This window comes from Deinococcus aestuarii, assembly GCF_018863415.1.
GTDB classification, from domain to species: Bacteria; Deinococcota; Deinococci; order Deinococcales; family Deinococcaceae; genus Deinococcus; species Deinococcus aestuarii.
In genome coordinates this window covers 139,129-164,338 of the sequence record NZ_JAHKSN010000005.1, presented here as the reverse complement: position 1 = coordinate 164,338, position 25,210 = coordinate 139,129, and the positions used below count along the sequence as shown (strand labels likewise).

The following is a 25,210-nucleotide window of genomic DNA, read 5'->3' as shown; positions in this document are numbered from 1 at the left end:
TCTCCTCCTCTTCCTGTCTACGCGGTGTGTGTAGCATCGCTACCCGGCTCGCATCCCGCTCAACGCTCCGCCGACGTCCCCGAGCCCACGCCAACCCCTGTTGCGCACCGAATATTCCGTCTGTTACAATTACGCTACAAACGTAATTAGAAAGGAAGTTTACGCGTTGGATCCCATCCTCGATCACCTGACTGCCGACGCCGCGTTGGCTCTCGCGCCCGACACCGGGAGTGCCAAAGCGGCCCAGAAACTCGCCCGCCCCGCGCAGTGGCCCACCCTGGCCCGAGACGGCGACGTGCTGTGAGGCGAGTGCCAGGGCAGCGGCGCGCACCCTTACCTCGTGGGTGTCGATGCCCGCAGCGCCGAACTCGCCAGCAAGTGTAGCTGTCCCAGCCGCAAGTTTCCCTGCAAGCACGCCCTGGGGCTGCTGCTGCTGCACGCCGCGCAGGCGGGCACGTGGCAGGGCGAGCCCCCGCCCCCCGACCTCGCCAAGTGGCTGGAGGGCCGCGCCAGGCGGGCCGAAAAGGCCGCGCAGCCTCCCAGTGACAGGCCCGCCGACCCCGCCGCGCAGGCCCAGGCTCAGGCCAGGGCCCAGGCGACCCGCGACCGCAAAAGGACGGCGGGCCTCGAAGACCTCAAGCTGTGGCTGAGCGACCTCGTGCGCGAGGGGCTCCAGGCAGCTCGCGCCCGCCCGTACGGCGACTGGGACCGGCAGGCGGCGCGGCTGGTAGACGCGCAGCTTCCGGGCGCCGCGCGACAGGTCCGGCAGATTCCCGAGGGGCTGCACGACGAGACCGGCGAGGCCCTCACCGCTCACCTGGGGCGGCTGTGGCTGCTCACGCAGGGCTGGCAGGTGCGCGAGACCTTGAGTGAACCCGAGCGCGCCGACCTCCTGACCGCGCTGGGCGCATCGCTTGACCGGGCCAGCGTGCCCCCGGCGGCGCCGCAGGTGTGGCAGGCCCTCGGCTCGGTGCAGGAGGAGGAGGGCAAGCTGACCGTGCGCCGCACCTGGCTGCTGGGGGAGGGGCAGGAGCTGGCCCTGCTGCTCGACTTCGCGCCGACGGGACAGGCGTTGCCCGTGCCGTTGGTGACGGGGCGGCCCTTCACGGCGGCGGTGGCCTACGCGCCCTCGGCCTACGCGCAGCGGGCCCTCGTGCAGGGCGAGATCACTCCAGTGGGTGAGCCCCTCCCTCTTCCCGGCGGCACCCTGACCGAGATGCAGCGGCGCTACGCGGCGGCCCTGGCCCTGAACCCCTGGCTGGAGCGCATCGGCGCGTTCGTCGGCCCGGCGTACCTGAACCTCGACCCGCCGGGGCTGTGCGACGCGGAGGGCCACGCCGTCCCGCTGAGCGCGCGGGTGGGAGAGGCCGACCTCTGGGCCATGCTCGCCCAGGCCGAGACACGGATGCAGACGTATTTCGGCGAGTGGGACGGTCAGAGCTTCGTGCCGGTGGGATTTGTCTCCGTTGAGGTGCCCCTGCCCGAAGCCGCCGAAACCGGAGTGCCCGCGTGAGCCGTGACTTACGCGAACTGGCCGTGATCGCCACGCGCGGCACCAGCCGGGCCGAGCTGCCCACCCCCGCCGGACCGTTGGCGGGGGCCCTGGCAAGCGTGCCCGGCGACACGCCCGAAGCCCTCTTGCTGGGCCGCGCCGCCCTGCTGGGGTTGCACGCCCGCGCCGGAGCGCCTCTGCAACGTGCCGCCGCGCCGCCGCCCACCCCTCTCCCCGCCCCCGAGCGTTCGCTGCCGTCCGCCCTGGCGGCCCTGCTGCCCGCGCTGGTCCGCACCGACCCGGCCCTGATCACCGGGGCGCTGGACACCGTGGCGGCGCGCGGCTGGACCCTGAACGCCGCGCAGGTGCTGGCGCTGTACAACCAGAGCACCAACCTCGCCCGCACGCTCTGGACGCTGGCGGACGGGCGGGCACGGGCCACCCTGGAGGCCCATCCCCTGCACGGGCGGGCGCGGCAGGACGAGGAAGACGCTGCCTGGGCCGCGCGGCTGGAGGCGCTGACCGAACAGCGGCGGAGCGACCCGGCGCAGGCCGCGCAGAGCCTGCAAGAGCTGTGGGCCGCCCAGCCCGCCGACCGGCGCAAGGTGCTGCTGGCCCTGGTGCGCCGCGACCTGCGCCCCGAGGACCGCCTCCTGCTGGAGACGGCGACGCGCGACCGCTCCCCCGAGGTGCAGAAGACGGCGCGGCAGCTTCTGGGTCACCTGCCCGGCCCCCTCCAGGACGAGTTGCTGGCGCTGCTGCCCCAGGCGGTGAAGGTGAGCGGCCTCTTGAAAAAGAAGATCACCTTCGGGGCCTTCGACCTGCCCGCCGCCCTCGGGAAGCCGCGGGCCGGGCAGTACGACGACGGCGACCTTCACCGCCTGTTGGGCGGGCTGCCCACCCCCCTGATCCTGAAGACGCTGAGGGTCGGTTGGGACGAATTGGAAAAGGCCGCCCGGGCGCATCACTGGTCCCTGGCAAACGAATTGCAGGCGCCGCCACCTCCGGCCCCCAAACCGCTCGACCCGGGAATGGCCCGCGCCCGGCTGCGCGACCTCGCCGGACAGCCGAAGGTGTCCCCGGAAAAGCTGCTGGAGGCGGTGCAGGCGTTGGGTGAGTCGCCCGACCTCTCGGCGGAAACGGCAGCCCTGCAAACGGCCCTGGCCGCGCGCACGCTCGATCTCTTCCAGCGCGCGGGCCTGACCTGGCACACCCGGGAACTGGAGTCCTTGTTGCGCCGTGGCCTCTCCCCCGACCTGACGGTGCCCCCGCCCACGCCCCTCCCTTTCGAGATGCCGCCGCACCCCAAGAAGCTCCCCTCCTGGCAGACCCCCGCCGACTGGGAGGAGCGCCAGCGTCAGGAGCACGCCGGGAGGGAACACGCCGCGTTGCAGACCTGGCGCGACCTGACCGATACCCTCCGGCTGCGCCGCGAGTGGCGTGACGCCCTGGCCGCTCATTCGACCCTCTAACCCCCCAAGGAGCCCGCCATGACCAGCACCCCCGAAGTCCTGCGCCAGCACGCCGAGCAAGCCTATGCCTTTGAGCTCGCCGCCCTCGCCGAGCACGACCGCCATCCGCGCCCGCCGAGGTGGAACCTCAGCCCGCGCGCCGTCCTGACCTACCTGATGGGGGGCCGGGCGGGCGGCACCGAGATCACGCCAAAGTACGTGGGCGAGGCGCGGCTGATGGAAATTGCCGTGGCGACCCTCGCCACCGACCGGGCGCTTCTGCTGATCGGCGTGCCGGGCACGGCCAAGAGCTGGGTGAGCGAACACCTCGCCGCCGCCGTCTCGGGCGACAGCACCCTGCTCGTGCAGGGGACGGCGGGCACCGACGAGAACGCCATCCGCTACGGCTGGAACTACGCCCGGCTGCTGGCCGAGGGGCCCAGCGAGGCCGCGCTCGTCGAGAGCCCCGTCATGCACGCCATGCGTCAGGGCAAGATCGCCCGCCTGGAGGAGCTGACGCGCGTGCAGAGCGACGTGCAGGACACCCTGATCACCATCCTCTCGGAAAAGACGCTCCCGGTGCCCGAGCTGAACACGGAGGTGCAGGCGGTGCGCGGCTTCAACCTGATCGCCACGGCGAACAACCGCGACAAGGGCGTGAACGACCTGTCGAGCGCCCTCAAGCGCCGCTTCAACACCGTCGTCCTGCCCGTGCCCGACAGCCTGGAGGACGAACTCCAGATCGTGACCCGCCGCGTCGAGTCGCTGGGCCGCAGCCTGGGCCTGCCTGAGCTGCCCCCCGCCCTTGACGAGATTCGGCGCGTGGTGACGGTCTTCCGCGAGCTGCGCGCGGGCGTCACCGAGGACGGCAAGACGAAACTCAAGACGCCCAGTGGCAGCCTCAGCGTGGCCGAGGCGATCAGCGTGGTCACGAACGGGCTGACCCTGGCCGCCCACTTCGGCGACGGCAGGCTGAGCAGCCGCGACGTGGCCGCCAGCGTCATCGGGGCCGTGGTGAAAGACCCGGTGCAGGACCAGGCCGTGTGGAACGAGTACCTGGAAACGGCAGTCAAGAAGCGGACCGGGTGGAAGGAGTTTTACGCGGCGTGTAGGGAGGTGAGCTGAGGCGTGGGCCACCGGGGGAATATCCTCATTCACGAAGGCGGGCAGACCTATGGACGTACCGCAAAAGGCTTTGTTCACGACATTCCCGCTCTCGTCGCCTGTGGACCTGACTTCGCACTGGCTTGGGCGCGAGAGCATCTTGAGAATGCGAGTTCTCGCCTGCATCAAGTGGACATTTGGGATGAAGTCATGACCGAAGGAGCCATCCTCATCAATCTAGATTCCAAAGACCTGATTTTCGGCTCGTGGGAATGGTTGCCTGATTTCCGTAGATTTGACGAAATACCGGAAGAGCTTGAGCTTTACCCGGAATTCCCCGACATAGTGCGAGAGTTGCTGGAAGTTGTCCGTCAGCAGTGGGTAGGCTGGACAGTCACCCTTGCTCTCCCCGCTGAATTTGCTACACAGGAGACGCTGATAGTGCGGGGTCAAGACCTGACGCGGCCCCTCATCACCGATACAAATGCTCCCGAAACAGGTTGGTCAAGAGAGCAAATCAGGGAAGGTTTTCGGCGCATGTTCAGCATGACCCATGAGCCGTTTAGAACAAAATTGGCAGGCGTTCAGCTTTGATTATTTTGCCCACTCCACCCGCTCAAATGCGCGTCGCGCTGCTTCCTTGCGAAATTCCGCTGTTTCTGGGTCTTCGCTGTCGAGTGCGTCGTAAACGCGGTTGTACGCCTCCATAATTTCTTCCCCTGTCATTCCTTCTGACCACGAAGTGTTTCTCTTCTCATCAGGCACAGCAGATTTTTGCACCGAAACGAGGCCCCGTGTTCCAACTCCACATCCTCCCCATCCGCCACCACGGCCCCGGTTCGGCGCGCAGCGTGGAAAGGGCGCTGGAGGTCAGGACGCCAACGACGCCCTCAATCCCCCTCTTCCCGCGTCCAGTCCTCGCAGCGCAAGCCCGGCACGCGGGCAAACTCCCCGAGGTTGTTCGTGACGACCTGGGCGTTCAGGCTCAGGGCATGACCCGCGATCAGCACGTCGTATGGTCCGATGGGCGAGCCGCTTCCCGCCAGGGCGGCCCGAATCCCGGCGGCGGCTTCGGCGGCGTCCGGGCCGAAGTCGAACACGTCCAGCGTCCGCGTCAGGGCCGACAGGCGGGCGGCGTTCTGCTCCGGGCGGCCACTGCGGCGCACGCCGTACCAGAGTTCATGCAGGGTCACGCTGGAGATGCCGATTCGGTGCCCGGCTGCCGTCACCTCCCCCATCCTGTGCCCGACCTGTTCTGGGCGGCGGTTCATGGTGAAGATGCAGATGTTCGTGTCGAGCAGGTAGAGGAGAGGAGAGGTCACATCAAGTCTTCCCGTTCCTGCTGCGCCTTGGGCTGCTCCCGTTCGAGGGGACCTTCAAAGGCCGTCAGGGCCTCGAAGATGGCAAGCCCGTCTTGCCGCTGAACCGGCGTGATGATCAGGTCCCGGCCCCGGCGAACGATCTCCACCTCGCCATAGGGCAACTGAAGCTCCTGTGGAATACGGACGGCCTGACTGTTGCCACTCTTGAACGTTCGGCTGCGGGTCACGGGTTCACCTCCACTCAAGTATATACCGTAGATACATTCCCTTTTGGAGCGTTGCTATGTCTGACCTCACCATCTACCCCATCCGCCACCACGGCCCCGGTTCGGCGCGCAGCGTGGCGCGAGCGCTGGAGGCCAACCCGCCCGCCACGCTGCTCATCGAGGGGCCGGTGGATGCCGACGGCCTGCTGCCCTTCCTGAACGACCCCGCCCTCACGCCCCCCGTCGCGGTCATGGCGCATGTGCAGGGCCAGCCCGAGCGCTCGGTGTTCTACCCGTTGGCCGAGTTCAGTCCCGAGTTCGTGGCGATCCGCTGGGCCCTAGCGCGCGGCGTACCGGTGGCCTTCATGGACCTGCCCGCCAGCGTGACCCTCGCGCCTCCAGCAAAAAGTGAGGGGGAGGAAGGGGAGACCCCCGCCGAGACCGACCCTGACGCCGAGGGGACGCTCACCTCTCATGCCGACGCCGTGCGCGCCGATCCGCTCGCGCTGCTGGCCCGGGCGGCGGGTTACAGCGACTTCGAGCGCTGGTGGGACGCCCTGGTCGAGTCGCGCGGAGAGGGCGAGGCGGTCTTCGCGGCGATTGCCGAGGTCATGGCGGCGGTGCGCGAGGACGAGGACGGGCACACTTCCGAGCGCGACCTGATCCGTGAGGCGCAGATGCGTCAGACCATCCGCGCGGCCCTGGGGCGCGACAGCGTGGCCGTGGTCTGCGGCGCGTGGCATGCCCACGCCCTCACCCCCGAAGTGCTGGCGCGCGAGGCGAAGGCCGACCCGGCACGCGTCAAGAACCTCCCCAGGGCGAAAGTCGCCCTCACCATCACCCCCTGGACGCACGGGCGGCTCACGCAGGCGAGCGGCTACGGGGCGGGCGTCACGTCGCCGGGCTGGTACGCGCACCTCTACGGCACGCCCATGCAGGTCAGCGAGCGCTGGCTGACCCGCTCGGCGCGGCTGCTGCGCGAACGTGGGCTGGACGCGTCAAGCGCCCAGGTCATCGACGCGGTGCGGCTGGCCGAGGCCCTGGCGACCCTGCGTGGGCGGAGCCTGGCGGGCCTGGACGAGCTGACCGACGCCACCCGGGCCGTCTTCGCCTGGGATTCCGACACCCCGCTGCGCCTGCTCTCCGAGGAACTGTTCGTGGGTGAGGCGCTGGGCAGCGTGCCTTCCGGCGTGCCCGCCGTGCCGCTGGAACAGGACCTGGCAGGAACGCTGGCCCGGCTGCGCCTGAAGCGCGAGGCCGTGACCCGCGAGGTCACCCTCGACCTGCGCGAGGACGCGGGCCTGGGCCGCTCGCAGCTCTTCCACCGCCTGAACCTGCTAGGTGTGCCGTGGGCGAGGGAGGCCGCCAGCCGGGGCGCGGGCACCTTCAAGGAGGCGTGGACCCTGCGCTGGGAGCCGGAATTTAGCGTGCGCCTCGTCGAGGCGAGCCGCTACGGCAATACGCTGGTGCGTGCGGCGAACGCGGCGGCGATCTCCCGGGCGCGGCGGGCCCCGGACCTGGGCGCCCTCTCGGCGCTGCTGGAGGTGACGCGGCTGTGCGGGCTGCCGGGTGCCGCCGACTTCACGCTCGCGCGGCTGGACGCCCGTGCCGCCGACGCCGACACCGCCGCGCTGCTGCTCTCGCTGCCGCCCCTGGCGCGGCTGGCCCGCTACGGCGACGTGAGGGCGCGCGAGGGCGACGACCTGCGGCCCGTGTTCCGTACCCTGGTGGCCCGCGCCGCCGCCGGACTGCCCAACGCCGCGCACGGGCTGGGCGAGGAGGCCGCGGCAACACTCCACGGCCAGATCGTGGGGGCCGACGCGGCGGTGCGCCTCCTCGACGACCCGGAGGCGAGCGGCGAGTGGGTGGCGGCCCTGCACGCCCTGGACGCCGAGGGCACCGCGCCCCTCCTGCGCGGCGACGCCGTGAACCGGCTGCGCGACCGGGGCATCCTCGACGCCGAACAGGTGCAATCCAGGCTCGCGGCGGCCCTCGCGCCGGGGGCACCCCCGCCCGACGTGGCCGCGTGGCTGGGCGGCTTCATCGGCGAGGACGGCGGGACGCTGCGGCATGACCCGGCGGCCCTGGCCCTGCTCGACGCCTGGGTGACGGAACTCGACCCGGACGCCTTCGGTGAGGTGCTGCCCCCCCTGCGCCGCGCCCTCTCGCGCCTGGAACCGCACGCCCGCAAGAGGCTGGGCGAGGAGTTGCGCGGCCTGGAACGCGCCGAACAGGCCGCGCAGGTGAATGGCGACCTGGGAGCCGCCGTAGTGCCCGTCGTGCTGCGGCTGCTCGGTGTCACCCTGCCGATTGGAGATGCCCAATGACTGAACCCGCCCCACAGAACCTGACTCCCGAGCAAGAACGTCTGCGCCGCTGGCGTCTGCTGCTGGGCGGCGAGACCGCGAAGGGCGAGAGCGCCGACGGCATCGGCTGCGAGCTGGGCGAGCACGACCGCCGTCTCGACGCGGCGCTGGCCTCGCTGTACGACGGCGCGCCCTTCACCCTGCAAACCGAGAAGCCGCAGGGGGGCCGCAAGTCGCACCGCAACGTGGGCTTCGGCAAGAGCGCCCCGGCGGTGGCCGCGTGGCTGGGCGAGGTCCGCGACCTCTTTCCGCAGTCGGCGGTGCAGGTCATGCAGGGGGACGCGGTGGAGCGGCTGAACCTGAAAACCATGCTGCTCGAACCCGAACTCATGGAGCACCTGCAACCCGACGTGCACATGGCCGCCACCCTGATCAGCCTCAAGGACGCCATGCCGGACCAGGCCAAGGCGCTCGCGCGGCAGGTGGTGGCGCGGGTGGTGGAGGACCTTCAGGCCCGCCTCGCCGAGCCGCTGCGCAGCGCCGTTACGGGCAGCCTCAACCGCTCGCAGCGCAACCTGCGCCCCCGCCAGAACGAGGTGGACTGGGGCCGCACCCTTCTCAAGAACCTGCGGACCTACGACCCCGAGCGCCGCAGCGTGATTCCCGAGCGGCTGGTGGGCTACGGGCGCGCCCGGCGGCAGCTCAAGGCCGTGACCCTCTGCGTGGACCAGTCGGGCAGCATGGCGTCGAGCGTCGTGTACGCGGGCATCTTCGGCGCGGTGCTGGCGAGCCTCCCGGCCCTGAAGACGAACGTGGTCGTGTACGACACGACGGTCGTGGACCTCACCGACCACCTCGCCGACCCGGTGGACGTGCTGTTCGGCGTGCAGCTCGGCGGCGGCAACGATACGCCGCTGGCCCTGCGCTACTGCCGGGGCCTGCTGACCAACCCCGAGGAGCATACCTTCGTTCTGATCTCCGACCTGTACGAGGGCTCGGGCAGCGCCGAGATGATCCGCCGCTTAAACGAGTTCCGCGAGCTGGGGGCCCGCGTGATCGTGTTGCTGGCCCTCGACGACGACGGCAGGCCGAGCTACGACCACGACAACGCCGCGCGGCTGGCGGCCCTGGGCATCCCCGTCTTCGCCTGCACGCCGGACTTCTTCCCCGAGCTGATGGCGACCGCTCTGCAAGGGGCCGATATCGGCGCCTGGGCGGCCTCGCGCGGGATCGTGACGGCCCGCGCGGGGGCCGAGGCGGGTCCGCTGGCCGAACGCTGAAGGGTTCTCGCAGGTGAACGGCGGTCATCCCGTCGGCAGCCGACCCATCCGCCGCGAGCGTCACCGGGCGCCGGGTCCTGAGCATCGCCTCCCGCCGCTCGGGGTCTTCGGCGGAGGAACGTGGTCACGCGGTGGCCGACCCTCGCGTTCAGGGGGACGCCTCTTCTCGCGTCCACCGCTCCGGGTCTTCCTCCTGACCCTGCACGGCCTCCGGGGTGGCCGTCGTCACCGCGGCGTAGTTCTCGTCGAGGTCGCCGCCGAGGTCGATCAATGCGCGGATGCGGCGCACGAGGTCTTGCACGTACTCCACCTCGTCCAGCGTCAGGGGGCGCCCGAGGTCGTCCCGGTGGCGGTAGGACAGCCATTTTTTCAGCACCGGGTAGCCGCCGATGGAGAAGTTCCAGACCTCCACAGGCACGTTCGCCCAGTACCCGCCCGGCGACCACCACAGCCGCCCGCTCGCCCCCTCGTGCCGGCCGCGCCCGGTGTAGCGCACCGTCAGCGCCAGCGGGTCGCCCTCCCGGACCGGGGTGCCGTCCGCCAGGGTGGGCGTGCCGAGGTCCCGCAACCCCTCGGCCAGCCTGCCGCGTGTCACGCCGGGGACCGCCACGTCCGGCCGGAGCAGCGCGGCCACCCGGCGACCGAGTTCCGCCGACGCCTCCAGCGCCTCCCGCGTCCTCGGCAGGGGCACGCGCGGCCAGTCCTGCCGCAGAAACCCGTCGTTGTCCCGGCGGTAGGCGGGCGACTGCAAGACGGCCACCGCATGGTGGAAGAGGTGGTCGGCGATCCCCAGCACCGCGTCGTCCTGCGGCCCGTTCGACGCGGGCACCACGCCGAACAGGGCGCACGCCGCCCGGAGCACGTCCGGCGAGACGTTGGGCTCCAGATGCTCGCCGAACATGTCGGACACGCGCAGGAAGAGGGGGAACGAACGCGCGTCCGGCTCGTGGACGTGCAAGTCGGTGAGATACGGTGTCAACGAAAGAAGATCCCACGCACCAGTCCGCCGCTGCCGCCTCGTGGTGTTGAGGAAGAGATTACCGTCGAAAACGTGAGGCAAGAATTCCGGGCTTGAGCGTGCCACGAGCTTTCCACGGGTTTCGTTGTAAACAAAGCGGTTGTCAAACGGACGGTACATGACGGTACGGAAGGCCGCGTCATCTATACCCCGAGCGAGCATCGTCTGTCTGACTGCGCTCGCATCGTACTGATAGCTGTCCGTGAGCACGTCACCGTGCCGTCGCCGAAGCTCATCGTCCGAAATGGTGGAATCGAAGTAGTCCTGAATTCGCCGTTTAAGGCGAGCCTCTTCGATGTCCGTGACGACTCCATCCCGCGCCGTCATCACCCCGTTAAACATGGCGGGGAACAGCTCAGGCACCGTCGGCCAATCGAGGTAATGACTTGCCTCTCCCGTCGCGGCGAGGACCCAGCGCGTGCGCTCCTGCGGCGTGAGGCGGTGATAGGGCTCCACGTCCTCGGTGAGCGCGGCCTTTTTGGCTTTCACGGAGCCCCAGAACTCCCGGTAATGAACCTCCGCCATGTCGTCGGCTTTGCCTACACCCGTGTCCACAAGGGTCGCAATGGCGACACCCGGACGGATGCCCCGGGGGTTGTACTCGTTCGAGAAGATGCTCATGTCGGAGGCCCCGCGCTCCGACCGCTCACGGGCGAGGGCGCTCCCCTGAAGATTGTCCACCCACACCCGGTCGAAGTTGTTCAGCAGGTGCTCGCGCATGACGGGGTGGCTCAGGCCCGTGAGCCACGAGGAATTGCTGATGAAGCTCACGACGCCGCGCCGCTGCCCGTTCTCGCTCAGGCGCCACTCGGCGAGCCGGAAAAAGCGGATGTAGAGGTCGTCGAGAAGCTGCTTGCGGACCCGCCACCTCTCCTGAAGGCCCGCCTTGTACGGGGCGATCAGGTCGGCTTCCTCGTCCTCGGCCACGCCGCTGAAGCGGTTGTAGGGCGGGTTGCCGATCATCACGAGAATCCTCGCGTCACGCTTGACGCTCTGGGCGGCCTCGCGTTCCTGCTCGAACTCCGCGAAGTCGAGCTGCCGCTTGGCGTCGTCCCTGGGGTTCCAGCCGGTGAGGGCGTTGGTGAGGTAGATGCCCACGCGCTCGCCGCCAGCCAGGGGGGCGCCGAGGTGCTGGAGGAGCAGCCCCGCCTGCATGTGCGCGACGACGAAGGGGGCGGGCAGAATCTCGAAGCCGAAGACGCGCGTTCGCAGGGCCTGGCTCGTGCGCGCGGCGGCGGTGGCGGGCCTGATCTCGGCGAGGTGGGCGTGGATCACGCGGGCGACCTCCAGCATGTACGAGCCCGTGCCGGTGGCGGGGTCCAGCACGACCACGCCCTCGTCGGCGAGGCCGTCCTCGACCCCGAGGTCACGCTGCAAGACCTCGTGGACCTTTCGGACCTGATACGCGACGACCTCGGGCGGGGTGTACCACACGCCGAGCTGCTCGCGGAGGTCCGGGTCGAACGCCTCCAGAAAGGGCTCGTAGAAGTACTGGATGGCGTGCTCCTCGGCGAAGGCGGCGAAGAAGGCTTCCTCGTCCACCCGCTGCAAAGTGGCCTCCGCCCACTCGATGGGGGCGCGCAGGTCGAGTCGGCGCAGGGTGCTCGCCTTGCTGGCCTCCTCGAAAATGGCGGAGATCACGGGCAGGCGCAGGTAGTCGGCGGCGTCACGCCAGCGGAAGTCGCGCGGGGCGTGGCCCTCCCGCACCCACAGCACGAAGGCGCTGAACAGCCCGTAAAAGAGCGTCTGCACCAGGGTCGAGCGGAAGAAGTGCTCGCCCTGCCGGTCGTTGAAGTGCAGCCCCAGCGCGTCCTTGAGGGTGCGCCGCAGGCTGCCCAGCCCGTCGTCCTCCTTGGCCTCCAGCCGGGAGAGGGCCGCCCGCGCGTAGTTGGCGAGGCGGTCGGCGAGGTCGGCGGGTTTGGTGACGGCGCGGCGCCGCGTCGCCCAGTCGCGCAGCAGGTCGAAGAGGTCCGCGCCGGTCCGCTCGCCGACCTCCGCACCCGTCAGGAGGTCACCCCAGGCCCCGAGGCTGACGCGCCGCACCTCCCGGCCATCCTCGACGAGCACGAAGTCCACGAAGTTGGTCAGCAGGGTGGGGCCGAGGTGCGCCGAGTAGCGCCGGGCCTGCTCCCACGCCTCCTCGCCCCCGGCGGTCGTGGGCGGGAAGGCGAGGCTGGTGGTGGGCGCCTCGGCCTCGACGGCGGCCACGAGGTCACCGCTGCCCGCCTCAACGAGGGCGGCGTCTGCGAGGCCCGCGCCCGCCCGGTCCCTGGGGTGCGTGAGCACGCCGACGCGCGGCGAGAGCGTCTCCAGGGCCGCCTCCAAGAGCGGCTTCAGGTGGGGCAGGTACGAGTTCTCCGGCGTGGCGAGGTCCGTCGCCCGCGTGTCCCGGAGCGCGGCGAGGTAGGGAGAGAGGCTCGGCATGGACGCCCAGCATAGGCGCGCGGGCCGGGGGGCGAGGGCGGAAGTCGGCGCCCCGGGCAGGTTCCGGGGGATGGGGGGGGGGCGGCGGGCCGGGAGTCGCCTCGCCGCCCTCTCTCCCGCCTCTCAGGCGCGGCCGTTACCCTGGGAGGAACCCCTTGGGGAAGAAGGGAAGGCGGGTTCCGTGCGGCAGGAGGTCGTCACCAGCATCGCTCGCGGCCTGGGCGCCGTGGTGTCCAGACGGCTCGGCGTGACGCTGGGGGTGTGGGGCGAGCCGGGCATCGGCAAGACCCACCTCGCCGCGCAGGTGCTGCGGGAGGTTCCCTGCGCGAGCCTCAGCGTGCCCGCCGCCCTCCCGGTGACGGAGCTGCTGGGGGCACTGCCCCGGCCCCGGCAGCTTCCCGCCTGGGCCGGGGGGCAACTCGACCGGCTCGGGCGCGGCGAGCCCCCGAAGCCCGAGACCCTGGCGGCCACGCTCGCCACGGTTCTGGCGGCGCTGGCGCCCTTCGTGCTGCACCTGGAAGACGTTCACGAGGCCGCAGAAGACCACCTGGCGCGGCTGGCCGGGGTGGGCCGGGCCGTGCGGCGCTCGCGGGGGGTCGGTCTGCTCGCCACCAGCCGCGCCGAGTTGCCGCCGCCCTTCCTGAGCCGCCGCCTGACGCCCCTGGGCCCCGACGAGGTGGCGGCGCTCCTGGGGCGCGAGGTGGGCGTGGCGGTGCCGCCGGAGGCGGTGGCGTGGGTCCACGCCCGCACCGGCGGCAATCCCCTCTTCGCGCTGGAGTTCACGCGCGCGCTCACCCGGCAGGGCTTCTTGTGGAGTGACGGCCTGCACTGGCACTGGCGCGCGCCCCCCGAGGACGCCGTGCCGCTCACGGTGGAGGCCCTGATCGCCCAGCTCACCGCGAGCCTGCCGCACCCGCAGGCCCGCGCGGTGCTGGAGGCGCGCGCCCTGCTCGGGCCCCTGCCGGACGAGGACACCTGGCGGGGGGCGGCCGGGGTCGGCCCCGGGGCCTTTGACCACGCGCGCGCCGCCCTGCGCCGGGGCGGCCTGCTGCGCGGCGACGACCTCGCCCACCCGTTGATCGGGGAGGTGGTGGCGCGCGACCTCCCCCGGGAGCGCCGCCGCGCGTACGCCAGGGGCGCCGTCCGCGTGCTGATGGGCCGGGACCCGGCGCGGGCGGTGGACCTGATCGGGCCCGCCGACCTCGGGGAGGAGGAGGAAAGGGCCCTGCTGCGCCGCGCGATTGAACAGGCGCGCGGGCGGCAGGACTCGCGGCTGGCCGCGCGGCTGCTCGGCCTCGCCGCCGAACGCGCCCACGGCGGGGAGCGGGCGCGCCTGGCCCTGGAGGCCGAGGAACTGCTGCGGCCGGACGGCTCCGAGCCCGAGCGGGCGCGGCTGGCCCGGCTGGCGCTGGACGCGCAGCCGGGGCACCGGGGGGCACGCTTGCGGCTGGCGGGCGCGTACGCGGCGATGGGCCGGGACCACGAGGTCGAGGCGCTCGTGCGGGCGCTGCCGGAGGCCGAGCGGGGCGAGGTTCGCTGGACCGACGTGGTGTTTCACGCCCAGGCGCAGAGCACCCACGCGGTGGAGGCCCTGCGCACCTGGCACGCGCACCCGGAGCTGGCCCAACGGCCGGGCAGCATGCTGAGGGCCGCCAACGTCCACGCCAACCTGGGGGAGTTCGCCCAGGCCGAGCGGCTGATCGCGCGGGGGCTGGCCCTGCCGGATTTGCCCGCGCACATGCACGCCGCCCTCTCGCGGCTGCTGGCGTTCATCCGGTCCGAGCAGGGGCACTTCGGCGAGGCCGAGCGGCTGTTCGACCGCAGCCTGGCGTGGCTGGAGACGCACGGCTCGGCCGGGACGGTGGCCGCGTGCCAGTACGAGCGTTCGTTCAACCTGTCCCGGCTGGGCCGCTACGGCGAGGCCCTGGGCGCCCTGAACGTCGCCACCCGGCGCTACGCCGAGGCGGGCTGGGTGCAGTATGCGGCGAACGCCCGCACCCTGCTCGGCGTGACCCTCGGGCGGCTGGGGCGCTTCGCGGAGGCCGAGGCGACCCTGCTGGAGGCGCAGGGCACCCTCTCGCGGCTGGACGTGACCTACAGCCTCGCCAACTGCGAGTGGGAATTGGGCCTGCTGTACGCCGACTGGCGCCCCCCCCACGGCGGCGCGCTCGCGCACAAGTTCGCCCGGGACGCCCTGGCGCACGCGCGCTCGCTCGCCAACCCGCGCCCGCTCCTGACCGCCCTGTGCGTGGCCGCGCGGGTCGAGGCGTGGCAGGGCGACCCGGCGCGCGCCCTGGGGCTCGCGGGGGAGGCCGCCGCGCTGGACTCCAGCTCCGTCGAGGACGCCTACGGCCGCGACGTGGCCCTCGCGCTCGCGCTGGAGGCGAACGGGCAGACCGGGCAGGCGCGGGCGTGCTGGCAGCAGGCGGTCACCCGGACCCGGGTGCCCGAGTACCGCCACGAGGCCGAACTCGAACTCGCCCGGCTGGAGGGGGACGCGGCGCGGGCGGCGTCCCTCCTGGCCTGGTTCGAGGAGGTCGGCCTGGGGGCGCTGGCGGGGCGCGCGCGGCGGTACTTTCCCGCGCGGCCGCCCGCCCCGGCCCCGCCGCCTTCCCCCCCGGCGCGGATGACGGTGCTGGGGGCGTTCGGCCTCTGGCGCGGGGACCGGGCGGCGCCGTACCGGGGGCGCAAGCGCGCCGAGCTGCTCGCGTACCTGCTCGAAGCCCGCATCGCCGGGAGGGGGGAGGTGAGTGCGCTCGACCTCGTGGACGCCCTGTACCCCGGGGCCCCGGAGGCGGGGGCCCGCCGCACCCTCAAGCAGCAGGTGTACCTGATCCGGTCGGGGCTGGGCCAGGACGCCGTGCTCAGCACCCCGAACGGCTACGCGCTGGGCGCCGTGTCGAGCGACGCCGAGGACTTTCTGGCGGGCGGCGACGCCGAACTCTGGCGCGGGGCCTACCTGGAGGGGCTGGGCGAGGGCTGGCTGCCCGGCGTGCGGGACGCCCTTGCGCTCGCCCTGCGCGCGCGGGTGGAGGCGCTGCTCGCGCGGGGCGCACCCGACCTCGGGCGCCTCGCCCGCGTGCTGTGCGAGGTGGAGCCCTACGATCAGGAGGCCCTGCGGCTCGCCGTGCGGGCCCTGCGGGCCCAGGGCCAGACGGCGGCGGCCCATGCCCTGTACGCCGAGCGGCGAGCCGCGTTGCTGGAGGTGGGCGAGTGCCTGCCCGCCCTGCCGGAGGGGTTCCTGGCGGGGGCTCACCCCTGAGGCCCCCGCCGACTCCGCGGGCGGCACGGGCGCCGGGTGGGGTCGCCGGCTACCTCGTCCAGAGCGTCTCGCCGGTGGCGCTGTCCAGCCGCCGCAGGAACGCGTCCCCGTCGCCCGCGTGCCCGGCGCCGAGGTCCCCGAGGGCGTACCCGGCCGCGTACACCTCGGTCACGGCCCTGGGCAGGGGCCACGCGCGACCGGGGGTGAGGAGGCCGCCGAGCGCCGGGGACGCGAGCACCGCGAAGGCGTATGCCCCCGGTCGCGCGGCGACCGTCTTGGTCCACAGCGGCGGCCCCCCGCCGGGTCCGACCTTGCTGACGAAGCCGACGAGGGACGGGTGGGGGCCACCCCCCCGGTACCCGGCGAGGTAGAGGTTGCCGCTGCCGTCCACGCTGGCGTCCCACGCGGTGTCGGTGCCGTACAGGTTGTGGTACGGCTCTTGCCACTGCTGCCCGCCGTCCGCGCCGAACTTCGTGACGAGCACCTTCTGCTCGCCCGACGCCCACCACTGGAAGTTGCCGACGAGGTAGACGTGACCCTGCGCGACCGCCACGGCCGTGCCCGTCTGGTTCTGAAACTGCTGGTAGAGCACCTGACGCGTCCAGACGATCCCGCCGTCCGGGGTGACCTTGCGCAGGACCATGCCGTCGTGGTCGGTGCCCGCCAGGTAGACCGAACCGTCGGGGCCCAGCGCCACGTCGGCGTACCTCAGGTCGCTGTGGGTGTGGTCCCTGAGGGTCCAGAGCAGGGTGCCGTCCGCGTCGTACTTGAGGAGGCTGGCGACCCCGAAGATGGACACCGGCACGTAGACGCCGCTCCCGTGGACCGCAAGGCCGCCGCCGGTCCCGCCGCCCCCGGTCCCGACGGGCTGCGACCACACGAGGTCACCGCCCGCGGTGTACTTGCGCAGGAAGAGGTCGAAGGTATTGCTGCCGACCTCCGTCCGGCCCACCACGTACGCGTTGTCCTGCGTGTCGGTGGACACGCCCCAGGCGTCGTCGAGGTCGGACGTGCCGAACTGCCGCCCCCACACGAGGGTGCCCGCCGCGTCGTATTTGGCGAGAAAGGCGTCGGCGTCGCCCTGGTGTGGGCCGTACAGCTTGCCCCAGGTCCGGCCCACCACGTAGACGCCCGAGCCGTGTGGGGCGAGGCCGTAGGCTTCGTCGCGGCGGCCGCTGCCGAACTGGGGGGTCGGCGTCGCGGGGTCCGGCGCCCGCGTGGTGGGGGCATGGCCGCAGGCGGCGAGCAGGGCCGCGAGCAGCAGGGCCTTTGGGAAACGGTTCGGCGTCATCTCTTTCACCTCCGGGGGGAAACGGGTCGGTCGGCCTCGCGGCCCGCCGGGCAGACCGGCCCACGTTGCGGCGTGGCCCCGGGCGCAGGGCCCGGAAGTCAGGCGCGAACGAGCCTCACGACCAGCAGCTCGGAGTCCAGCCGGGTGGTGCCGTCCCGGGCCCGGTTGTGTTCGGCCCAGTACGCCTCCAGATCCGCACGCAGGGCCGCCTGCCCGCCCTCGTCCAGCGCCGCGAACGCGCGGTTCGTCGGGCCGTAAAAGGCGCGGAAGAACTCGACGACCTCGGCCGGGCCGAAGGGGTACGCGAAGGGGTAGGCGAAGCGCTCGAAACCCAGTTCCCGTGCCCCCCACCCCAGCCGCTCGCGCACGGTGGCCTCGTCGCCCCACCCCATCGGGGAGGGCATCAGCGGCGAGGGGGGCACGTGCCGTCCCAGGACCCTGAACAGGCCGCCGACGAAGCCGGAGGGGGTCCAGTTGCCCATCACGACCCGTCCGCCGGGGCGGCACACCCGCAGCAACTCGGCGGCGACGTGCTCCGGGCGGGGGGCGAACATCGCGCCGACGAGGCTGCTCACCACGTCGAACCCAGCGTCCGGGTAGGGGAGGTCCTCGGCGTCACCCTCGTCGAAGCGGGCGGGCAGGTGCTCGGCGGCGGCGCGCTCCCGGGCCTGCCCGATCAGGTTGGCGGCGATGTCCACCCCGGTCGCGTCCACGCCCATGCGCGAGGCGGGGATGACGAGCTGACCGGCCCCGCAGGCCACGTCCAGAAACCGCTCCCCGGGCCGGATGTTCAGCTCCCGCAAGAACACCAGCGCGCCGGGTTCGAGGGAACGGGCGAAGACGCCGTAGTCGCCGCTCTCCCAGGTGGCCTTGAGCCTCGCCTTGAGGGCCTGCATGTCGGGTGAGGGCGTGCTCTGCGTGCTCGTCATGGGTCAACCTCCGGCTGGGGTCGAGGACAGGCGGGCGGACGAACGCGGGCGGTGTCGGAAGAGGTTCAACGGCGCCCTCCGGCAGGTGCGGGAGAGGGCGCGGCGCGGCACGTCCCGGCCGGGCGGCCGACTCCCCTTCGGGGCGCCTCGACCGGGCGTGAGGGCAGCCTGAACGGGTCCCGGTCAAAAACCGGTCAAAGGGTTCGGCACCCCCCCGGTGGCCGCGTGCCTTCGCGGCGGGGGAGAGGCGAGACCGGGTGCCCGCTACGGGGTGGGCAGACCCACCTGCCGCCCGAACGCCCCGATCACCCGCACCGCGTTCCCGAGGCCGCGCTCCTCCCGGATGACCTCGCCGAGCCTCGCCGCCCGCCGCCGCATCGGCGCGTCGGTGATGACGGTGTGGAGGGCCTGCGCGAGCCGGTCGGCGGTCAGCCCCCGGCGGGGCAGGGGGGCGGGCCCGACGCCCAGGGCCTGGACCCGCCCCCCCCAGAAGGGCTGATCCCCGAAGAACGGGACGACCACGCCCGGCACCCCGGCCCGCAACCCCGCCGCCGTGGTGCCCGCCCCGCCGTGGTGGACGACCGCCGCCACGCGCGGAAACAGCCAGCCGTGCGGAAGGGCGTCACTCAGGAACACCGTGTCCGGCACCGCCCCCCGGAGCAGGCCGCCCCAGCCGCTGAGCAGCACGGCCCTCTGCCCGGTGCGCCTCAGGGCCTCCAGCACGAGGTCGGCGGTCTCCTGCGGGTCACGGCTTCCCATCGAGCCGAAGCCGACGGACACCGGGGGCGGTCCGGCCCGCAAAAAGGCCTCCAGGGCGGCGGGCGGCTGCCAGTCCGGCGCGGCCTCCAGAAACCAGAAGCCGGTCAGGTGGACCCGGGCGGGCCAGTCGGCCGGACGGGGCAGCACGGCGGGGCTGACGCCGTACAGCACGGGGGGCGTCACGGGGCCCCGCGGCGGACGCGGCCCGAGCAAGGGGGCGGGGGGCAGCCCCAGGACCCCCCGCCGGAGGTCGGTGTCCGCCGCCCGGAAGCCCTGCCACATGGCCTGGCGGATCAGCCCGTAGGAGAGGCGGTTGAAGGTCCCGCCCAGCCGCGCGGCCCCGGCGGGCAGGAGCGGCCCCGGGAACTCGCGGGTGGGGGTCAGGGGCACGACGTGGGCCTCGATGAGGGGCCGCGCAAGCCTCTCGGCCAGGGGCTGGGCCAGGGACAGGCCGCCCAGTCCGGCCACGAGCAGGTCCGCGCCCTCGCAGGCCGTCAGGGCGGCGCGGGCCCAGGCCGGGGCCACCCGGCGCATCTGCCGGTTGGCGTAACGCTGGATCTCCAGAAAGCGGCCCCGGGCCAGCCGCTCGCGCATCTCCGGCGACGCCATGACGCCCCGCGCGTCTCCGGGCACCGGCCACACCTCCAGGCCGGGGGCGGCGCCGGCGTCCGTCCCCTCGGGCGCCACGAGGCGTACCCGGTGCCCGGCGCGGACCAACGCCCCGCCGAGGGCGAGGTAGGGCTGAACGTCCCCCTGGGTGCCCAGGGCGATGACGGCGATGTTCATGGTAGCCTCCCCAAGGGAAAAAAGCGGGGCTAGGCGGCGTCTTGCCGCTGACGGGCGCGGCGCAGGGCCAGCAGGGCGGCCACCGTCAGCGGCGGCAGCAGGGCGAACAGGGCGGCGAGACCCGGCGAGGCTTTTGCCAGCTCACGCAGGAGGGTCACGCCCAGCAGCGCCTGAAGGGTCCACAGCGCCGTGCCCAGGACCGCCGTGACGAGGTATTGCCGCCGCGTGTAGCCGGTGAGCACGAAAAAGGCTTCCAGGGCCGCGCCGGAGCCCAGGGCCAGCCGGGCCAGCACCCCCGTCAGGACGGCCCGCCGCTGCACCTGCGCCGCGAGCCGTCCGAACCACCCCGGCCAGGCCGCGCGGTATCCCTGGGCCGGGGGGTGAGCCCGCGAGAGCAGCCAGGCCGTCAGCAGGGCGCCGAGCAGCGTGCCCAGAAAGGTCAGCCCCAGCGCGGCGGGAAGCGGCCAGGTGACGGTGGAGAGCGCGCCCAGCACGCCGCTGAGGTGAAAGGGCGCGGCCAGCACGCACAGCAGGACATACACCACCGGGCCGCTCCCCCGGCCTCGCGCACGGCGGCCTGGAGCGGTTCGGTCAACCAGGGCGGTTGGGTGACCGCCAGCACCACACCGGCGAGCGTGAGCCCCGTGGCGACCAACGCGAGCCCCTGTTCGGCCCCCGGCCCGCCGCTACGCCTCATCCGGAACCAGGCCTCCCAGCATCAGGTCGGCGAGCGTCCCGGGCAGGTCGTCCCAGGCCGCGATCAGGGTCTCGTCGCCGAGCGCCCGCTGGACGAGCAGCCCGATCACCAGCCCGCAGACCACGCGCATGTTCAGGCCGCCGTGCGCCAGGGTGACCCCGTGGCGGGCCGCCCACAGCCGCGCGAAGCCCTCGCCCCCCTCGATCATGGGGGCGAGAATCTGGGCCTGAAAGCGTTCGCCCAGCTCACGGTTCACCATGACCTCCGACAAGATCACCCGGAACAGCTCGAACTGGCTGGCCTGGAACGCCTGAAGGGGGTGGGAGAACGACACCCTCAGGAACCCCCGCAGGTCCAGATCGGCCAGCTCCGCGGGGTCGATCATCCCGCGAGCGGTCCGGGTCATCTCGTCGAGCAGCCCCAGCAGCAGGGCGTGTTTGTTCTCGAAATAGTTGTAGATGGTCCCGTCGGCCACCCCCGCCCGGCGGGCCACGTCCCGGACGGTCGTGGCATGAAAGCCCTTCTCGGCGAACACGTGGGCGGCGGCGTTCAGGATGTGGGCTCGCTTGGTCGCCGTGAGCTGCTCTTGCAGACTGCCCGCCATAGATCTCCCGGTGGTGAATGAAGGCTCATTCAGATGAACGGTCATTCAGAGCATAGGCGGCTGGGTTCGGCCGGTCAAGGGGTGGGCCCTGCCTGGGTGTCGTCCCGGGAGCCTTGCGGGATGGGTGGAGAGGACCGCCCCGGACATATGGACGCGAGGCAGATCGGCCGCGCCCGAACCTCAGCCGCCCGCAGGTCCGCCAGCGGTGGCCGGGGACGAGGGGGTCCTCATGGGGCCTGCCCCCGGGCTCCGACCAGGGCTGGGGGCGGCGCGGTGCGGGAGGGGCCCGGGTCCGATCCGTCCGGCCGGTGTAGATGAGCGGCGGGGCCATCGGGCGCATCCCGCCGCTCAGCCGCGCGGGTCCGCGTGGATCGTCGGGGGCGGGGGAGCCCTGGACGCCGCACGTCCGCGGGACCCGCCCCGGCCAGCCACAGCGCCAGCCGCGTTCCGATGGCCGCACTCGCGTCCGTGCTGCGCAACGCGGCGTCCACCCAGCCCAGCGCCAGGGTCACCACCGGCACGGCCGGTTCGGCGCGCGACGAACATCTGGACGTGCATCTCGACGGGTGCTTCAAGAAGCTTGACTTCTACAACCTGGACACCCACCGCCTGGGCGGCATCGGCATCGACGGGGTGTTCGACTCCCCCGTCACGCGCGGCACCGCCGACGACCGCGCCCGGCTGACCTGTTCGTGACGACGAAGACGCTGGCCCGGACCACCGTGCGCCGCCCTCCCAGCGATGGGCCCCTGCTCCTGCCCCTCGCTCAGGCGTCCCGGTCCCTCGCTGCCAGGGCCCGCCAGCGGGTCCCCGGCCCCGGAGTGCCCTGAACGGCCCCCGGCACGAGCTGAACGGGCAGATGGGCGCCCAGCAGGACCTCGGTCGCCACCCGGCCGAGCCTGCGGACGGTGGGGTCCGGTCCCCCGTGCGGGCCGAGGACGATCAGCTCGGCCCCCGCGCGGCGGGCCACCGCCAGGATCGCGGCCGCGACGGAGTGCGCCCCGGGGTCCTCGACCAGCAGGATCGGTGGGCGGCGGCCGCGCTCGGCGAGGTGGCGCAGGCGGTCCTCGACCGGCCCACCCGGCTCCTGCGCCTCCAGAACGTGCAGCAGCGTGAGGCTTCCCCCGAAGGCCCGCACGAGGTCGCAGGCGTGGGTGACGGCCTGCACGCTGCAAGTGCCGAAGTCGACCGGAACGAGGACTCGACGGAACATCTTCCACCTCCAGGCCGCAAGGAGCCTGTCCCCAGGGTGGGCACCGGAGGTTACCCGGGAGTTACGGCGACCGCGCGCGACCGGGCACGTCTGGACGTCCCTCCCGGCCCGGGCCGGGGTGACGGGGGAAAGACGGCCCCCTCCCCCCGGGGCCATCCGGGCCGTCAACCGACGGGGAGCGGGTGGTCACGCGGCTCACCCCGACTGGCCGGGGGCCGAGCTGGGGCGACCCGCCGGGGAAACGATCCCGAAGTCGTCGCGGGGCACGAAACCCTCCCCGTCGAACTCGTCTTGCGCCGACCCGCCTGGGCTCGGCCCTGTGGCCTGAGGTCGGCCCGAGCCCACCGGGCCCCGTGACCGGGAGGGCGGCACGGGGCGCCCTCAGGTGTACTTGAGGGCCTCCATCAGCTCCTCGACGATCTCCACGCTGTCGCCCCGGGTGGAGGCGGTGGCGACGTGGGCTTCGAGGTGCCCGCGCAGCACCACCTCGCCCGCCCCCGAGAGCGCCCCCTGCACGGCCTTGATCTGCCGCAGCACGTCCACGCAGTACGCGTCCTCCTGCTCCAGCATGGTCACGATGCTGTCGAGGTGCCCCCGCGCGATCTTGAGCCGCCGGGCGGCGCGCTTGCGGGCGTCCTCGGGCATACACAGGTGCGCCCCGGTGTGGGCGGCGTGGTCCGTCTTGGCGTGGGTCACGTTAGCCGCGCACCTGGGCGCCGTAGCCCTCCTCGGTCACGGCGGCGATCAAGGCCTGGGGATCGGCCTCGCCCTGCACGGTGGCGGTGCCGCCTTGCAGGTCCACCCGCACGTCCCGCACGCCGGGAACGTTGCTCAGCGCACTCGTCACCGCCTTCTCGCAGTGGCCGCAGCTCATCCCGGTAACCGTCAACTCGGTGGTCATGCCCAGAGTCTAGACCCTCCAGGGGAGGATCGCAAGGGAAGACGGCGGCGCGGGTCGGGCAGGAGACGCCCACGCCGGGCCTCGACCTGATCCCGGCTCGTCCCCCGGCCCCGTCCCCTCCCAAGGGGGGTGAGGGCGGGGACGCCCGACCTGGGACGTGGCCTCCGGGCCGCCCGCCGTGCCCGGGTGGCGGAGGCCGGGTCTACTTTCCGTCCTGCCGGGTGTACGTGGACCCGGCGATCCGCAACAGGCCCAGGTCGGGCTTGCCGCTTTTGTCGGGGAGGGCGAAGGCGAATTTGCGTTCCACGTGCCCGCCGGCGTAGGTCAGTTCCAGGGTGTAGCCCGTGACGCGGTAGGTGCCGCCGCTGCCGCCTTTGGAGGTGACGGCCACGCCGCCGATCACGTTGCCGAGCGAGGTGCCCGTGTCGGTCGCGGTCGAGACGACGCCCCCGCTGCGGTTCAGGCTGAAGCGGCCCTGCGGCGTGAAGACGAGATCGCGCTGGAAGGAGCCCGAGGTGGTGCTGGTGCCGCCCCCGACGAAGCTCTTGGACTCGTACGCGCCGCCGAGCCCGACCCCCTGGAGCGGCAGCATGGGCTCATAGGTCTGCCCCCCGATCTGGAGGTTGCGCCCCTCCTTGCGGAACGTCTCCGGCTTGTCCCCACCGAACGTGATCTTGCCCGCCTGCACCCGGTAGACCTCGCAGATCGGCAGGCCGTTGGGGTGGGTGCGCGAGCAGTCGGCCTCGTCGAGACCCGCCTCCGGTTCGCCGGTGTAGACGTACCCCTCTTTCGTGAAAAAGCGGGTGCTCCAGCACAGGGTGCCGCCGCAGCCCCCGTAGCCCATGATCGCCAGCGTGTCGGGAGACCAGGCCGCGTAGGCGCCCGTGAGGCCCCCGGACCCCCTGGGCGGCGCGGGCGCCTTCGCCGTGCCGTAGCGGGGAATGGGTGTCGGCTTGGTCACGCTGCGGCAGCTCATCTTGGGGCGGAAGACGCTGACCTCCCGCACGCCGGACTCGTCCTCGCTGTAGGAGCCGATGGCGCCCTCCAGGGGCCCGCCCGTGAACTCCAGGTCGCTCCAGTCCTCGTCCTGATCGCTGCGGAAGTCCACCGCCACGCGGCCCGCCTGCCCGCCGAGGCGGTAGGCCCCGCCCGGCAAGATCTCCAGGGTGCCGCCGCTCTTGCCGCTGCCGTCCGACAGGACGCAGGGGTAGGGGGCGGGGGCGGGCGTCTTGAGCCTGAACTGCAAGAGCCGCAGGTTCTCCATCGGGCCGCGCTGGTAGCACTCGAAGCGCAGGCCGGACGTCTGCGCGGTCTCGCCCACGTCGGAGAGGCTGAAGCTCTGGCCGTGATCGCCGAAGTTCAGGTAACCGGAGGCCCCGTTCAGGGGACCGCCGCGCCAGGTGGTCTTTCTCAGGCTGCCGTCCTTGCTCACGCCGAAGCTCCCCGCGCCGGAGGACGTGCGGTACTTCCCGCCCGGCAGAATCTGCACGACGAGTTCGGGCGTGAGGCCGCTCCCCTCCTTGACCTGATAGCAGCGGAACTCGTCGGGGATGACCTGACTCTCCGGGTCACCCCCCGCCGCCCCGAACTGCGCGGCGTTTTGCGGCTTCACGGCGGGCAGCGGGGCTTTGCCGCCCGCGGGTGGGCGGGCCGCCGCGGCGCCGGAAGCGGCCTGACCGGGTGAGGCCACTGAATTCACCAGGGCGATCAATCCGGGCTGAAACCGCTTCAGGGCGTCCCCGCCGGGCACCGCCAGAACGGCCAGCGTGGCCTTCCCCCCCGAGAGGACCGCCGTGTAGAAGCGCTGCTGCGTGCCCCGCGCGACCCGGACGCTCACCGCCTGAACGAGCAGGGGCGTGCCCGAGGCCGTCTGCGTGCTGCTGACCTCGCTGCGTTCGAGAACCTCGCCGTCGTTCGAGAGTTGTGCCACCCGCGCCGCGAACCACTTCCGGGCGTCGCCGGAGACGGTCTGGGGAGGCAGCAGCACCATGACGCCCTGCGCCGCGCCGCCGTCCGGGGTAAAGGTCGCCAGCCCCCCCTCGACCTGAACCGTCCAGCCCGGCGGGGTGGTGAAGCTCACGTCGCCCAGCCGCTGCGCACCGCCCCAGGCGGCGGTCAGGGCGAGCAGCAGGGCACAGACGATCCTGGAAAGACGGGGCATGACG

At 72.5% G+C, this 25,210-nt stretch carries 21 protein-coding genes; 9 read left to right on the top strand and 12 right to left on the bottom strand.

From position 1 onward, the window contains the following. The first annotated feature begins 166 nt into the window (after positions 1-166). Genes IC605_RS24555 through IC605_RS09330 form a run of 5 tightly spaced genes read left to right on the top strand, consistent with a single transcriptional unit; the run spans position 167 to position 4,641 of the window. Positions 167-304, top strand: a complete 138-nt coding sequence (locus IC605_RS24555) for a hypothetical protein (RefSeq protein ID WP_246580625.1) — start codon at positions 167-169, stop codon at positions 302-304. A 36-nt stretch (positions 305-340) separates the two neighbouring features. Then, on the top strand, positions 341-1,513 hold the full coding sequence (locus IC605_RS09345; RefSeq protein WP_343216561.1) for an SWIM zinc finger family protein: 1,173 nt from the start codon (positions 341-343) through the stop codon (positions 1,511-1,513). Continuing rightward, positions 1,510-2,964 carry a DUF5691 domain-containing protein gene (locus tag IC605_RS09340; RefSeq protein ID WP_216322272.1) on the top strand — a complete coding sequence of 485 codons (1,455 nt, stop codon included), beginning with the start codon at positions 1,510-1,512 and terminating at the stop codon, positions 2,962-2,964. Before IC605_RS09345 ends, IC605_RS09340 begins: the two co-directional genes overlap by 4 nt. 18 nt (positions 2,965-2,982) lie before the next feature. Then, positions 2,983-4,068 carry an ATP-binding protein gene (locus IC605_RS09335; RefSeq protein ID WP_216322269.1) on the top strand — a complete coding sequence of 362 codons (1,086 nt, stop codon included), beginning with the start codon at positions 2,983-2,985 and terminating at the stop codon, positions 4,066-4,068. Between the two features lie 3 nt (positions 4,069-4,071). After that, entirely contained in the window at positions 4,072-4,641 is a 570-nt protein-coding gene (locus IC605_RS09330) for a hypothetical protein (protein WP_216322266.1), read from the top strand. 296 nt (positions 4,642-4,937) lie between these two features. On the opposite strand, the gene IC605_RS09325 is transcribed toward IC605_RS09330, so the two are convergent. Further along, positions 4,938-5,369 (bottom strand): PIN domain-containing protein, encoded by a 432-nt coding sequence (locus IC605_RS09325; protein WP_216322262.1) that lies wholly within the window; start codon positions 5,367-5,369, stop codon positions 4,938-4,940. Beyond that, complete coding sequence (locus IC605_RS09320; protein WP_216322260.1) at positions 5,366-5,596, bottom strand: antitoxin; 231 nt, start codon at positions 5,594-5,596, stop codon at positions 5,366-5,368. Before IC605_RS09320 ends, IC605_RS09325 begins: the two co-directional genes overlap by 4 nt. 56 nt (positions 5,597-5,652) lie before the next feature. Here IC605_RS09320 and IC605_RS09315 point away from each other — a divergent pair, with 56 nt between their 5' ends. Together IC605_RS09315 and IC605_RS09310 are read left to right on the top strand one after the other, a co-directional pair. Next, positions 5,653-7,902 carry a DUF5682 family protein gene (locus IC605_RS09315; RefSeq protein ID WP_216322255.1) on the top strand — a complete coding sequence of 750 codons (2,250 nt, stop codon included), beginning with the start codon at positions 5,653-5,655 and terminating at the stop codon, positions 7,900-7,902. Next, positions 7,899-9,161: a VWA domain-containing protein gene (locus IC605_RS09310; protein ID WP_216322253.1), complete on the top strand. Its 1,263-nt coding sequence runs from the start codon at positions 7,899-7,901 to the stop codon at positions 9,159-9,161. The genes IC605_RS09315 and IC605_RS09310 overlap by 4 nt, the downstream gene beginning before the upstream one ends. 148 nt (positions 9,162-9,309) lie before the next feature. On the opposite strand, the gene IC605_RS09305 is transcribed toward IC605_RS09310, so the two are convergent. Next, the gene (locus IC605_RS09305; RefSeq protein WP_216322249.1) at positions 9,310-12,603 is read right to left on the bottom strand and encodes a type ISP restriction/modification enzyme; all 3,294 of its coding nucleotides are present in this window, start codon (positions 12,601-12,603) and stop codon (positions 9,310-9,312) included. Positions 12,604-12,784: 181 nt separating this feature from the next. On the opposite strand from IC605_RS09305, the gene IC605_RS09300 reads away from it, so the two are divergent. Beyond that, positions 12,785-15,865: an ATP-binding protein gene (locus IC605_RS09300; RefSeq protein ID WP_216322246.1), complete on the top strand. Its 3,081-nt coding sequence runs from the start codon at positions 12,785-12,787 to the stop codon at positions 15,863-15,865. Between the two features lie 49 nt (positions 15,866-15,914). On the opposite strand, the gene IC605_RS09295 is transcribed toward IC605_RS09300, so the two are convergent. The 5 genes from IC605_RS09295 to IC605_RS09275 form a co-directional block, all read right to left on the bottom strand. After that, on the bottom strand, positions 15,915-17,156 hold the full coding sequence (locus tag IC605_RS09295) for an NHL repeat-containing protein (protein ID WP_216322244.1): 1,242 nt from the start codon (positions 17,154-17,156) through the stop codon (positions 15,915-15,917). A gap of 98 nt (positions 17,157-17,254) precedes the next feature. Beyond that, positions 17,255-18,085 carry a class I SAM-dependent methyltransferase gene (locus tag IC605_RS09290; RefSeq protein WP_216322241.1) on the bottom strand — a complete coding sequence of 277 codons (831 nt, stop codon included), beginning with the start codon at positions 18,083-18,085 and terminating at the stop codon, positions 17,255-17,257. A 264-nt stretch (positions 18,086-18,349) separates the two neighbouring features. Beyond that, positions 18,350-19,630: a glycosyltransferase gene (locus IC605_RS09285; RefSeq protein ID WP_216322238.1), complete on the bottom strand. Its 1,281-nt coding sequence runs from the start codon at positions 19,628-19,630 to the stop codon at positions 18,350-18,352. Between the two features lie 29 nt (positions 19,631-19,659). Beyond that, a complete protein-coding gene (locus IC605_RS09280) occupies positions 19,660-20,175 on the bottom strand; it encodes a hypothetical protein (RefSeq protein WP_216322235.1) in 516 nt (171 codons plus the stop codon). Positions 20,176-20,316: 141 nt separating this feature from the next. Further along, positions 20,317-20,931, bottom strand: coding sequence for a TetR/AcrR family transcriptional regulator (locus tag IC605_RS09275; protein WP_216322232.1), 615 nt, complete (start codon positions 20,929-20,931; stop codon positions 20,317-20,319). 450 nt (positions 20,932-21,381) lie between these two features. Between IC605_RS09275 and IC605_RS09270 the strand changes: the two genes are divergently transcribed. After that, positions 21,382-21,627, top strand: a complete 246-nt coding sequence (locus tag IC605_RS09270; protein WP_216322229.1) for a hypothetical protein — start codon at positions 21,382-21,384, stop codon at positions 21,625-21,627. Positions 21,628-21,697: 70 nt separating this feature from the next. On the opposite strand, the gene IC605_RS09265 is transcribed toward IC605_RS09270, so the two are convergent. The 4 genes from IC605_RS09265 to IC605_RS09250 all read right to left on the bottom strand — a co-directional run bounded on the left by IC605_RS09265 (position 21,698) and on the right by IC605_RS09250 (position 25,206). After that, positions 21,698-22,144 carry a universal stress protein gene (locus tag IC605_RS09265; RefSeq protein ID WP_216322227.1) on the bottom strand — a complete coding sequence of 149 codons (447 nt, stop codon included), beginning with the start codon at positions 22,142-22,144 and terminating at the stop codon, positions 21,698-21,700. 381 nt (positions 22,145-22,525) lie between these two features. Next, positions 22,526-22,789 (bottom strand): metal-sensitive transcriptional regulator, encoded by a 264-nt coding sequence (locus IC605_RS09260; protein WP_212744545.1) that lies wholly within the window; start codon positions 22,787-22,789, stop codon positions 22,526-22,528. A 52-nt stretch (positions 22,790-22,841) separates the two neighbouring features. Next, the gene (locus IC605_RS09255) at positions 22,842-23,045 is read right to left on the bottom strand and encodes a CopZ family metallochaperone (protein ID WP_216322224.1); all 204 of its coding nucleotides are present in this window, start codon (positions 23,043-23,045) and stop codon (positions 22,842-22,844) included. A gap of 202 nt (positions 23,046-23,247) precedes the next feature. Beyond that, entirely contained in the window at positions 23,248-25,206 is a 1,959-nt protein-coding gene (locus IC605_RS09250; protein ID WP_216322222.1) for a hypothetical protein, read from the bottom strand. Positions 25,207-25,210: the final 4 nt, after the last annotated feature.